Below are 12,457 nucleotides of genomic sequence, written 5' to 3'. Positions count from 1 at the left end.
TCGATTAATGGTGTTTACTTTCTTCTACAGAAGAGAGCAGGGCCTGTGCAAATTTTTCAGCAATAACTTTACGTTGTGATGCAGCAACATTTTGATTTAAGACATTCGTTGCAATGTTTCCCGCGATCATCAGAGATAGCTCTGGATTGGCGTTATGTTTTTCAAGCACAGCTGCAATTTCTGCCAGGATAAGTTCAACGGTTTCGTCGCTGTATTTAGATGTAATCGGCATAAAGACTCTAACGATGATAGTAAAGCGGCTTATGATAACCTACAATGCGTGACAACTGAAACCTAGCTGACAATAAATATCCCATGAGTCTCCATCTTTCTAACGTCATTTTGCATCAGCTGCGTAAAGACGATTCTGAACAACTGACGGTAAACTTCCGCTCTGAAGCGCTTGCCCTGGATGCATCAAGTGAAAACCTGGTCGCCGAGCTGCACCGGGTATTTAATTCGAAAGCCGGAAAAGGATTTGGTTCCTTCTCGGATGACAGTGAATTTCAAACCTGGCTCAAAGAATTGCGTAAAGGTGAACGAAACTTTTATGATTTCTCCCAACAGAGCGCGAACCGCCTTAAAGCCGAATTGGCCAAGTACCCGTTTGCGGACGAAGGTATTCTGGTTTTTGCCGAGTATCAGTCACTGGCTACTGACTACCTGTTTATCGCCATTATCCCGTCCAATCAGAGCTTAAAAGTCACTGAAGGGCTGGAAATCAGTGCCACTGATTACCTGGATTTGTCCAAAATGGACATCGCGGCAAGAATCGATCTCTCCAGCTTTGAAACCGACGCGGATTCCAACCGTTATCTGGCGTACATCAAAGGGCGGGTAGGACGCAAAGTTTCCGACTTTTTCCTTGATTTTCTTCAGGCTGAAGTTGGCCTGGATACCAAGCAGCAGAATCTGGTACTGATGCAGGCAGTAGAAGACTACTGCACCGATGCCAAACTGGAAAAGCAAGAGTCGACAGAATACAAGCGGCAGGTTTTTGACTACTGTAACGGCCAGCTAAAAGCCGGCGAAGAGGTGCAAATTCAGGAGTTGTCGGGCGAACTTCCCGCCAGCCAGGAAGGGGCCAGTTTCCTCGATTACACCCGTGAACACGGTTACGAGCTGGAAGAGAGCTTCCCGGCAGACCGAGCCACAGTCAGAAAACTGACTAAGTATGTTGGTGCCGGTGGCGGCTTAAACCTCAGCTTTGACAGCCTGTTACTGGGAGAGCGCGTATTCTATGATCCGGAAACCGATACGCTGACCATTAAAGGTACCCCACCTAATTTACGTGACCAGCTGACCAGAAATCAATGAAAAACGAGAGCCAGACGGCTCTCTTTTTTTATTTAGCTACACTTAAACCTGCACACCTGTTTATTCTCTCTGATGCATATTGTTCAGAGTTGTTGGATCCAATCGTAATCCGAGAGGGCGTTCGATGGCAGAACTCCATAATCAAACACGTCGGGGCGTGATTGTCGCCTGGCTGATCGCTGTGGTTTGGACAGTGGCTATCGGCCTGGTTTACGTTAGCCACCTCAATAATCAACATACTGTCCATCTGATAAGAGTATTAGATGAACGGGTCAACGCACTGAAAAGTACCCTCGACATTGAAGCACCTTACCGGCGGGTATCCACATCGGACATGACGGTCTACCTGCAACAGATTGATCTGATTCGCCGGCAACTGATGGCTGAAAACAGCTTCAGACTGATGGTGCAGGATACTAACCAATTGCTATACAGTACCGAGCGTTACACTGAGCTGTTCAAGCGATTTGTGGCCACTGAACTGCAACTGCAGTCGTTAGTTGAACAGATCAAACGCACCCGCATTAAATATGCGGACGATGAACCTCTCTACCAGCGGCTGTATCAGTTAAGCGCTTATGTGTTTGAAGCCATGTTTGGTGATGTGAATACATCTGCCACCACGTACCGTTCACTGGATCTGTTGTTTAGCTATTCGGAACAACTGCCCGACGAGCAAGCGTCTGACTTGCAACGCTTGCTGGCGGAAACGTCACAGGTGTTAGGTGCCGCTGCCCAGGGGAAATACCTGGTGAGGCAACTGCAGCAACATGCCATTTATGCTGCGTTGGAACAGCTGGAAACCGACCAGGATAAAATGATGTCCGATTACCTGACGTTTGTAGCCGTGGTCAGCGCCTTATGCCTGTTTGCTCTGTTCGGCTTGTACTTATCCACCACACTAACCGCCTTCACTGGTGCTGCCCGAGGTACGCAATTGGCCGTTGTCGAACCTCAGCCGGATAACGAATCAGGCCAACACAGCCGGCAGCGATCTTATTTCGCCGCCAGTAACGGCGACAACGGCACCATAAACGTACCTTTTATTCTCGATGCTCTGGGGCATGATCAGCAGGCAGTGGAAACCATGTTACGTGTGTTTATCGATGATCACCTCTGCGATGGTGACCATTTGCGTCTGCTGCTTAAACAGGGGGACTGTGACCAGGCCCAGCGGGTGGTCCACAGCTTAAAAGGGGTGGCCGCCAACCTTGACGCCCGCCAGCTAAAAGACACCGTGGTGCAGATTGAAAAGATGCTCCGAAATCATCATTCCGTATCTGGTCAGTGGTTGGATCAGCTGGACAATCATTTGAATGCCACCATTGAAGATGCCCGCCATTACCTCAATCGCCAAGTCGCCTGACCGGCCAGCAAATCAACCAGGATGCATAACTTTTGCGGCGGTTGGAGGGTTATTACGTTAACAGAATGAAAAAGTGTGCCGTAATCGCAAATTTCGCTTGAGATTTTGTGATGAACAATGAAGTATGGGGGATTCCCAAGTTTATAACGGATACACGGAGAGTTAATGATGAGAGTAGGTTTAGTAGGTTGGCGTGGCATGGTCGGTTCAGTCCTTATGCAACGTATGGTAGAAGAAAAAGACTTCGACCTCATTGAACCGGTATTTTTCAGCACTTCGCAGGTCGGAATTGCGGCACCAAATTTTGGTAAAGAAGCCGGTTTGCTACAAGATGCTTTTGACATCGAAGCCTTGAAGCAACTGGACGCGGTTATCACCTGTCAGGGTGGCAGCTACACCGAAAAGGTGTACCCGGCTTTGCGTCAGGCAGGTTGGAAAGGTTACTGGATAGATGCCGCTTCAACCCTGCGTATGGATAAAGATGCCATCATTACCCTAGATCCGGTTAACCTTGCGCAAATTCAACAAGGCATTCACGGCGGTACTAATACTTTCGTTGGCGGCAACTGCACAGTCAGTCTGATGCTGATGGCGCTGGGCGGTCTGTATGAAAAAGGTCTGGTGGAGTGGATGAGTGCCATGACTTACCAGGCAGCTTCAGGCGCCGGCGCACAGAACATGCGCGAACTGATTTCACAGATGGGTGTGATTAACGACTCTGTCAGCTCTGAACTGGCCAACCCAGCTAGCTCTATTCTGGATATCGATAAGAAAGTTGCCGATACCATTCGTTCAAACTCATTCCCAACTGACCAGTTCGGTGTTCCGCTGGCAGGCTCTCTGATCCCTTGGATCGATGTGAAGCGTGATAACGGTCAGAGTAAAGAAGAGTGGAAAGCGGGCGTTGAAGCCAACAAGATTCTGGGCCTGCAGGATGCGCCGGTACCAATTGACGGTACTTGTGTTCGCATCGGTGCAATGCGTTGCCACGCTCAGGCGCTGACCATAAAGCTGAAGCAGAACGTTCCTCTGGACGAAATCGAAGAGATGATCGCGACCCACAATGATTGGGTGAAAGTGATTCCAAACGAGCGCGACATTACCGCTCAGGAACTGACTCCGGCGACAGTCACCGGCACTCTGTCTGTACCGGTAGGCCGTCTGCGCAAGATGTCTATGGGGGATGATTTCCTGAATGCGTTCACCGTGGGTGACCAGCTACTGTGGGGTGCGGCTGAGCCGTTACGCCGTACGCTGCGAATCATCCTGGCAGAAAAGCAGTAATCAACCGTTTCTAAACGCTAAAAGCGCCCTAGTCAGGGCGCTTTTTTTGTGCTTCTTTATTACGTTCAACTGCCACAACTCGTTTGTCAGGGTCGGCAAGTTCTCCGCCACAGTGCTTACAATACAGTGCATCAGATTCATGGCCGGCCCGGGAGCAGTTGGGGCATTTCACCAGCGATTTGTGGGAATTCATCTCCTGGCTCAGTTCTGCGGTGATGATCCCAGTCGGTACGGCAATAATTGAGTAACCCAGTAGCATGGTCAGGGCTGCGATCCCTTTGCCGAGCGCGGTTTGCGGTACCAGGTCACCATACCCGACCGTGGTAATGGTGACGATAGCCCAGTAGATACTCTTGGGTATACTGGTAAAGCCGTGTTCCGGGCCTTCGATTATGTAAATCAGCGCACCGAAAATGGTGACCAGAATGGCAACGGTACTGAAAAAGACCAATATTTTTCGCCGTGCCATCAGCAGTGAGCGAAGCAATATATTGGACTCTTGTAAGTAGCGTACCAGCTTGAGGACCCGAAATATTCGCATCACCCGCAGCGCCCGGATCACCCCCATAAAGGAGGCGGAAGGGAAGAAAATGGTTAGATAGGTCGGCATGATGGCCAGCAGGTCAACGATGCCATAAAAACTTTTTGCGTACGCGGCGGGTTTCGGTGAACAGTAGAGCCTCAACAGATATTCCACGGTGAACAGAGCGGTGAAGGTGTACTCAAGGTAGCGCAGCTCGGTCGCCCATTCCGTGCCAATGGTGGGGGTTGAATCCAGCACCAGCACGATCAGTGAAGAAATAATGGCAATAATGAGCGCAATATCAAAGGTGCGGCCAGCTTTGGTGTGGGTACCAAATATAACCACATAGAGATGATTTTTAATCGATTCGCGTGACATGATAGAAAGACCTAAGAATCCGTCTTTCTATCATACGCAGATATTCGGTATCAGGCTAACCCGGGGAACAAGTTACGCAGACCATTGGCGATAAATTCCACCCCCAGTGCCGCAAGGATCAGGCCCATAATACGGGTAATGACGTTGATGCCGGTTTGACCCAGGAATCGAACGATCAAAGGTGCCGAGCGAAACAGCACCCAGGAGCAGGCACAAAACAGCCCGACCGTGACCACAATGCCAACGGTGTCCATCATGCTCGGGTAACGCGAGCCGTAGACTATGGTGGAGCTGATCGCACCCGGACCGGCCATCAGCGGCATCGCCAGTGGCACAACACCGATCTGCTCCCGGCTGACATATTCCGATTTCTCCTGCTTGTTCTGCTTATCCTCACCCAACTTACCGCTCATCATCGAAAAGGCGATGCTCAGCAGCAATAAGCCACCTGCGATACGAAACGAATCCAGTGAAATGCTGAACATATCCAGCAGTAGCTGACCTGCCAGCAGGGAGACCACCAAAATCACCGCGACGGCAACATTGGCCGTAAGCGCGGTCTTGTTCTTTTCTTCCGGGCTCATATGGCCGGTCAGAGAGACAAACACCGGCATGATTCCTACCGGGTTAACCGCAGCAACCATACCGAGAAAAAACTGCAGGAAAATAGCAATGTCGAAATTAGACATCTTGTTTACTCAAAAGGGACAGGATTTAAGAGCGCGCATTTTAGTGCACTTGGTCACAATTGACGAGAAAAATATCACCACGATAAGTACGCTTTTTCATCCTGTCCGTAAGACAAATTAAGCACTGAGTTTTGTGGTTGAAGAGTGGGGCGTTTGGGGGCCGATAACCCCAGTTAGGCCTGCCGACTAAGCTGGATTTGGTGCGCGTGATTTTGCTCAGCAGAACTCTGCTTGGTGGCGGTGTCTTATATTTTTTATAACGGCAACAAACTGCACCAGCCGGACTAGTCAGATCCTATCTGTGAGATATACTCAGGTGTAGCACGCGAAATTTGCTGGCTATTGGTAGATATTTGCTCAATATTGAAAGTTTTTTACATAATGATGTAGCTTTTTTAGGTTGTCGTTTTTTTGATGGCCATTTTATTTTAATTGAAATATGATGTATTTCTTAAGAAAAACAAAAAGATACGATTTAGTTGGCAAGGCTGTTACCCCTTCGGGGGTAATTAATTTTTCGGAACTGATCTGAGTCAATTTTTTTCATGCAATGAAATATTATAATCAGTCCTGAAAGCAATTTACTAAGATTGTTGCCCGTAGCAAGCGGACAATTAAGCCGGTAAACCGCCAGCAGCCTTACTAAAAAGTTTTTAATATTATTGAATTAGGAGATTCACTATGCCTGTTACTAATTTGGCTGAATTAGATGCAATGGTTGCTCGCGTTAAGAAAGCGCAGGAAGAGTTTGCCACTTACTCTCAGGAGCAAGTTGACAAAATTTTCCGTGCTGCTTCTCTGGCCGCTAACCAAGCTCGTATTCCTCTGGCGCAGCAAGCGGTAGAAGAATCAGGTATGGGTATTGTTGAAGATAAAGTTATCAAGAACCATTTCGCTTCTGAATTTATCTACAACAAATATAAAGATGAACAAACCTGCGGTATCCTGGAAGAAGATGACAACCTGGGTACTATGACTATCGCTGAGCCTGTTGGCATCATCTGCGGTATTGTCCCAACCACTAACCCAACTTCAACTGCGATTTTCAAATCTCTGATTTCTTTGAAAACTCGTAACGGCATTATCTTCTCACCACACCCACGTGCTAAAAACTCTACGAACGATGCAGCTAAACTGGTTCTGGATGCTGCAGTAGCAGCGGGCGCACCAAAAGACATCATCGGTTGGATCGACCAGCCTTCAGTTGAGCTATCTAACGCTCTGATGAAGCACGAAGACATCGCTCTTATCCTTGCCACTGGTGGTCCAGGCATGGTTAAAGCAGCATACTCTTCAGGTAAACCAGCTATCGGTGTTGGCGCGGGTAACGTTCCTGTTGTTATCGACGAAACGGCTGACATCAAACGTGCAGTTGCTTCTGTCCTGATGTCTAAAACATTCGACAACGGTGTAGTGTGTGCTTCTGAGCAGGCAGTTATCGTTGTAAATGACGTATACGAAGAAGTGAAAGAGCGTTTCGCGACTCACAAAGCGCATGTTCTGAGCAAAACAGATGCAGATAAAGTACGTAAAGTACTGTTGATTGACGGCGCCCTGAACGCGAAAATCGTTGGTCAGCCAGCAACAGCCATCGCTGAAATGGCAGGTGTAAAAGTGCCTGCAGACACTAAAGTTCTGATCGGTGAGGGTCTGAGCAAAGTTTCTTACGATGACGCATTCGCTCACGAGAAACTGTCTCCAACTCTGGGTATGTTCCGTGCGGACAACTTTGAAGACGCAGTCGCTCAGGCTGTGACCATGGTTGAGATTGGCGGTATCGGCCACACTTCTGGCCTGTACACTAACCAAGACGTTAACGCTGACCGCATCCGTTACTTCGGTGACAAGATGAAAACAGCTCGTATCCTGATCAACATCCCAACCACTCACGGTGGTATCGGTGACCTGTACAACTTCAACGTTGCACCATCACTGACTCTGGGTTGTGGTTCTTGGGGTGGTAACTCTATCTCTGAGAACGTTGGTCCTAAGCACTTAATCAACAAGAAAACTGTTGCGAAGCGAGCTGAAAACATGTTGTGGCACAAACTACCTAAGTCTATCTACTTCCGTCGTGGCAGCCTGCCTATCGCACTTAGTGACCTGGAAGGCAAAAAACGCGCATTCCTGGTAACCGACCGTTTCTTATTCAACAACGGTTACGCAGATGACGTAGTACAACTGCTGAAAGCGCAAGGCATGGAAGTACAGACTTTCTTCGACGTAGAAGCGGATCCAACTCTGTCTGTGGTTGAGAAAGGTGCTGAAGCGATGAAGAGCTTCCAGCCTGACGTAATCCTGGCTCTGGGTGGTGGTTCTCCAATGGACGCTGCTAAGATCATGTGGGTTATGTACGAGCACCCAGAAACTCACTTTGAAGAACTGGCAATGCGCTTTATGGACATCCGTAAACGTATTTACAAGTTCCCTAAAATGGGTCAAAAAGCTGAGCTGGTATGTATCACTACCACTTCAGGTACCGGTTCTGAAGTGACTCCATTTGCCGTTGTAACTGACGACAAAACTGGCGCTAAATACCCACTGGCAGACTACGAGCTGACTCCTCAAATGGCTATCGTAGACGCGAACCTGGTAATGAACATGCCTAAATCGCTGACTGCCTTCGGTGGTTACGATGCGGTAACTCACGCTCTGGAAGCTTACGTATCTGTTCTGGCGAACGAATACTCTGACGGCCAGGCTCTGCAAGCTCTGAAGATGCTGAAAGAGTACCTGCCTTCTAGCTACGCTAACGGCGCAGGTGACCCAATCGCACGTGAAAAAGTTCACAACGCGGCGACTATCGCTGGTATCGCATTTGCGAACGCATTCCTGGGTGTATGTCACTCAATGGCGCACAAAATCGGTGCTGAGTTCCACCTGCCACACGGCCTGGCGAACGCACTGCTGATTTCTAACGTGGTACGTTACAACGCGAACGACAACCCAACTAAACAGACTGCGTTCTCTCAATACGACCGTCCTCAAGCACGTCGTCGTTATGCAGAAGTTGCTGACCACCTGGGTCTGAGCCAGGCGGGTGACCGTACTGCGCAGAAGATTGAACGTCTGCTGGCATGGATGGAAGAGCTTAAGCAAGACCTGGACATCCCAACATCTATCCAATCTGCAGGTGTTGCAGAGTCTGACTTCCTGGCGAAGCTTGACGAGTTAGCGGTAGAAGCGTTCGATGACCAATGTACTGGTGCTAACCCTCGTTACCCACTGATCAGCGAGCTGAAAGAAGTACTGCTGGCTTCTTACTACGGTAAACCTTTCGTTGAAGGTGAAACTTTCGAAGGTACGACTGTAATCAAGAAAAAAGCAGACCAGGAAGCCGCTAAAGCGCCTAAAGCGAAAAAAGAAAAAGCGGAAGCATAAGTAAGCATGTTGAGTTTTCGCTAGCACGAAACTTAACTTTCGGGAAAAGACCAGGCCCCAGTCATTTGACTGGGGCCTTTTTTATGCACCGGGTATGGCGGCCTCGCCTGGCTTATAGCGGCACCAGGGAGAAGTTTGTGAACAGGATTTCCTTCATGCTATCGCGGCTTACAAATCGACTCAGTGACTCAGTGAAGAGGGGCATTGCCGTCGAGCTGCTACTAACAGATAACAGAGCTTAGATTGCGGATAGCCAGATATTGCTCGGCAGCAAACTGAGGTTAGTTGAACGAAGCTTATCGAGTGGCTGGCCAATCGTGTTTGTTAGCAGGCTTTATCTGTGAATCAAAGCCATAGATGCAGATAGTGGATTGAGCAATAAAAAACCGCCCTCAGAGAGGGCGGTTTATGGTTTAGCGGTCTGCTAGGCTTTGTCGATCCGAGCCGGAAGGGCATTTCTGGCAGCAGAGCCCACCACCCAATCGAGCAACACGCCGTTACTGTCCCGAGTCGGGTCAATCAGGCCGACATCGTTGATGTTAACGCAGTGGAGCGAGCGTTGACGTACGGGCTGTTGTTTGTCGCCTATCCAGTGTGAGCGTTCCCCAAGCTCGCGGTGGCCGAAACCGTGCTCCACACCCAGTGTGCCGGGTAGCACGCCACTAACGACCAATGCAACCGCGTTGACTGAGCTTTCCGGTGTACTAAGGGTAAAGGTATCGCCGTTTTTAAGCTGAACTTTTTCGGCATCTTCAGGATTTATATACACCGGATTAAAGCCTTTCAGTGCGTGGAGTCGTTCAGACAGGCTGGACACGGCACTGTGAATGTTCGATTTAAAGTTAAATAAGGTGAACGGCCAGCTTGCTAGCGGATACTGCTGGCGTAACGGTGTGCCATCGGCCAATTTCTGTGGATGCCAGGTCGGGCACCCAGAGTAGAACTCACCTGTCATGGTATTACGCGAGGTGCCGACTTTCTCGTTCCAGATAGACAGTGGCTGTTTCCACTGATACTTCATCTGATCCTTTTTGTACGCTTGCGTGGCATCTTCAAACCGTCCGCCACGGCTCAGCACAAACGCAACCCGGCCAACTTCTTCCGCAGAGAGTGCCTGTTTCATCGCGGGCAGCAGCCGTGTTAGCCCGGACCACTGGATATCTTCCTCTGACGCGACGCCAACGCCACCGGCAACGTAGGCCAGGTTGGCGGCTGAGCGCAGGTAGTAATCATCCGCGCTGTGGATACCATGCCAGTTGCCAGCTGCATCCTGAATCGCATGGTCGCCAAATCCACCCAGATCCATTTTCTTGGCCAGATCGATGACGAAGTTCTCGAAATTAATCGGCCGACCATCGGCGGTTTTCTCTGTGCGAGGCTCGACGACAGGCCAGCGAGCGGTCACTGCTTTGGTGGAGACGCCATGCCATGGGCTGCTCATACCCCAACTCTCATAAGAGACCGTATCCGGAACGATGTAGTCGGCCAAGGTACTGGTTTCGTTAATGAAAGCATCGACTGCAATGATCAGCGGCAGTTGCTGCGGATCTTTGAGTTTTTCACCCAGTAACTTTTGCAGACCGGGCACCCCATACATGGGATTAGCCATATGGTTGATCCAGGCTTTCAGTCGGTATGGGTAGCCGTCTATCGCCGCAGACAGGTGCTCAGTCAGTAACGGAGCAGAGATCGGGTACCAGGGCGCTCTGGTTGGGTATGGGGATTCGCCCGCCGCCACTCGCCGCTTATATTCGCTGGTTTTCTGGTAAGGAAATTTACTGCGCGATAGAAAGACACCTTTCGGCCCCACTTTACCCGGGAACTGGGTAAAGTTGTAGCGAGGTCCTTTGGCTGCAGTCGGGTAGCCGCCAGCTTTGGCCATCGCACCGCCTTTCTGGTTGATGTTGCCGATCAGCGCATTCAGCATCAAAATGGCGTAAGAGCTGTAGAAGCCGTTAGTGTGCATGTTACCGCCATGGGTATCGACCACGGCCTGGGTACCATAGCTGGTGAATTTTTTCGCCAGCGCCACAATGCTTTCTGCGGTAATGCCACAGTGTTCACTGTATTGCTGTAGTGAAAATCGGTCGGCTTCCTCTTTCAGTCGCTGCAAAGCACTTTTCACTTTAACCTCACCGCGGGATGTGGTGACCGTCATGTCCACAAACAACTCTGCCGGAGTTGATTGAGTATGTGAATGCAATGAGCGGTTGCCGGCATCGACTACCACGTAAGGGTCTTGGTCTGAGTAAGGCTTGCCTTTGAACGGCAGACCGATATCGGAACCGCGCAGAGCGGCGCCGTTGCGTGGATGATCCTGGTCAGAAATAATCAGATGACTGGCGTTACACCAGTGGGCGGTTCCGGCAGATTTCATCGCTGCTGCACTTGGCTGAGCCAGAAACTCAGCGTTGTAACGTTGGTTGGCTAATATCCACTGGATCATACCCATTACCAGTGCGGAGTCGGCACCGGGCTTGATCGGCAGCCACTGATTGGATTCTTTCACCGTCAGATTATTGGTCATCGGTAAGCCTGGTGAAACGACCACGTACTCGAAGTCACCGCCGCTGCGAGCCGTTGCCAGTTGACGGGCCTGACGCTGGAAAGGATTACCGGCCTGGGCCGGCGCGGTACCGATAAACAGCACAAACCGTGTATGGGCAAAATCAGGCTTCACATGGGCAAATTTATTCAGGTCACTCATCAGAGCCCCGGATCCGGCACGAAACGCATAGCCGCAATACGAACCATGGTGGCCAAAGTTTCGGGTGCCAAAGCTGTTGAAGGCAAACCGTTTCAGAATGTCATCGCGGCCCTCATTACCGGCATTGGTCACCAATAGCTGGTTAGATTTTGGACCATATTCGGGATTGTCGGCATCCAGCGGGGTTTTCACATCTCGAATCGCACGCAAACCATCGACATGTCCTTCACCGAACAAGTCGCCGCCTTCAGTGACTTCCTGTAAGAGCTGCTCGTAGCTGATAGGCTGCCACTTTCCTTCACCACGTTTGCCCACCCGTTTGAGCGGTTGAGTAATTCTGTACGGGCTGTTGCGTACTTCCAGCATCGCGTTGCCGCGGGCACATGCCGTCGCGCGGTGATTATGGCCGTTATCTCCAGTGAGGCTATACAGCGCTTGTTTTACCGGCGTGTCGAACGGGATCTGGCTCTCGGTCGCCAGAGGGTGGAACGGGTTACCGGCGATGCGAAGTATTTCATCGCTATTATTATCGACCCGCACTCGGACGCCACACTGGGTCCAGCAGCCAAAGCATTGCGAAGGGCAGACCCGTTGGTCAGGGTTGGCGATCAGCCGTTGTTCGCCCGAATCGACCCGGTATTCCGGCGGCAGAGAGTTACCGTGATGGAAATGTTTGGTTTCTGTGCCGGATGACCCCTGAGTTAAGCCATCAACCATATGTTTGGCCGGTTTAGCGTAGCCGGCGGCAAAAGCGACGGTGCCTCCCACAGCCAGTCCAGACTTCAGTAAATTACGACGAGATTTGTCCATGA

At 50.2% G+C, this 12,457-nt stretch carries 8 protein-coding genes; 4 read left to right on the top strand and 4 right to left on the bottom strand.

Going from position 1 to position 12,457, the window contains the following annotated elements; genetic code table 11:
- Window positions 1-4: 4 nt before the first annotated feature.
- A complete protein-coding gene (locus ACQY6F_RS01000; RefSeq protein ID WP_428771562.1) occupies window positions 5-232 on the bottom strand; it encodes a YejL family protein in 228 nt (75 codons plus the stop codon).
- A gap of 83 nt (window positions 233-315) precedes the next feature.
- Here ACQY6F_RS01000 and yejK point away from each other — a divergent pair, with 83 nt between their 5' ends.
- From yejK to asd, 3 genes are all read left to right on the top strand, one after another.
- The gene (gene yejK, locus ACQY6F_RS00995) at window positions 316-1,317 is read left to right on the top strand and encodes a nucleoid-associated protein YejK (protein WP_428771560.1); all 1,002 of its coding nucleotides are present in this window, start codon (window positions 316-318) and stop codon (window positions 1,315-1,317) included.
- 124 nt (window positions 1,318-1,441) lie between these two features.
- A complete protein-coding gene (locus tag ACQY6F_RS00990; protein ID WP_428771558.1) occupies window positions 1,442-2,683 on the top strand; it encodes an Hpt domain-containing protein in 1,242 nt (413 codons plus the stop codon).
- A gap of 168 nt (window positions 2,684-2,851) precedes the next feature.
- A complete protein-coding gene (gene asd, locus ACQY6F_RS00985; RefSeq protein WP_428771847.1) occupies window positions 2,852-3,967 on the top strand; it encodes an aspartate-semialdehyde dehydrogenase in 1,116 nt (371 codons plus the stop codon).
- 28 nt (window positions 3,968-3,995) lie between these two features.
- Here the strand turns inward: asd and ACQY6F_RS00980 are convergent, their stop codons facing one another.
- Window positions 3,996-4,868 carry an ion transporter gene (locus tag ACQY6F_RS00980; RefSeq protein WP_428771556.1) on the bottom strand — a complete coding sequence of 291 codons (873 nt, stop codon included), beginning with the start codon at window positions 4,866-4,868 and terminating at the stop codon, window positions 3,996-3,998.
- Window positions 4,869-4,918: 50 nt separating this feature from the next.
- Complete coding sequence (locus ACQY6F_RS00975) at window positions 4,919-5,557, bottom strand: YchE family NAAT transporter (RefSeq protein WP_428771554.1); 639 nt, start codon at window positions 5,555-5,557, stop codon at window positions 4,919-4,921.
- A 681-nt stretch (window positions 5,558-6,238) separates the two neighbouring features.
- Between ACQY6F_RS00975 and adhE the strand changes: the two genes are divergently transcribed.
- On the top strand, window positions 6,239-8,938 hold the full coding sequence (adhE, locus tag ACQY6F_RS00970) for a bifunctional acetaldehyde-CoA/alcohol dehydrogenase (protein ID WP_428771552.1): 2,700 nt from the start codon (window positions 6,239-6,241) through the stop codon (window positions 8,936-8,938).
- A 424-nt stretch (window positions 8,939-9,362) separates the two neighbouring features.
- On the opposite strand, the gene ACQY6F_RS00965 is transcribed toward adhE, so the two are convergent.
- On the bottom strand, window positions 9,363-12,455 hold the full coding sequence (locus ACQY6F_RS00965) for a tetrathionate reductase subunit A (protein ID WP_428771550.1): 3,093 nt from the start codon (window positions 12,453-12,455) through the stop codon (window positions 9,363-9,365).
- Between the last annotated feature and the right edge of the window lie 2 nt (window positions 12,456-12,457).

This window comes from Vibrio sp., from assembly GCF_050299255.1.
GTDB lineage: Bacteria > Pseudomonadota > Gammaproteobacteria > Enterobacterales > Vibrionaceae > Vibrio.
This window is presented reverse-complemented; position numbering and strand designations above follow the sequence as displayed.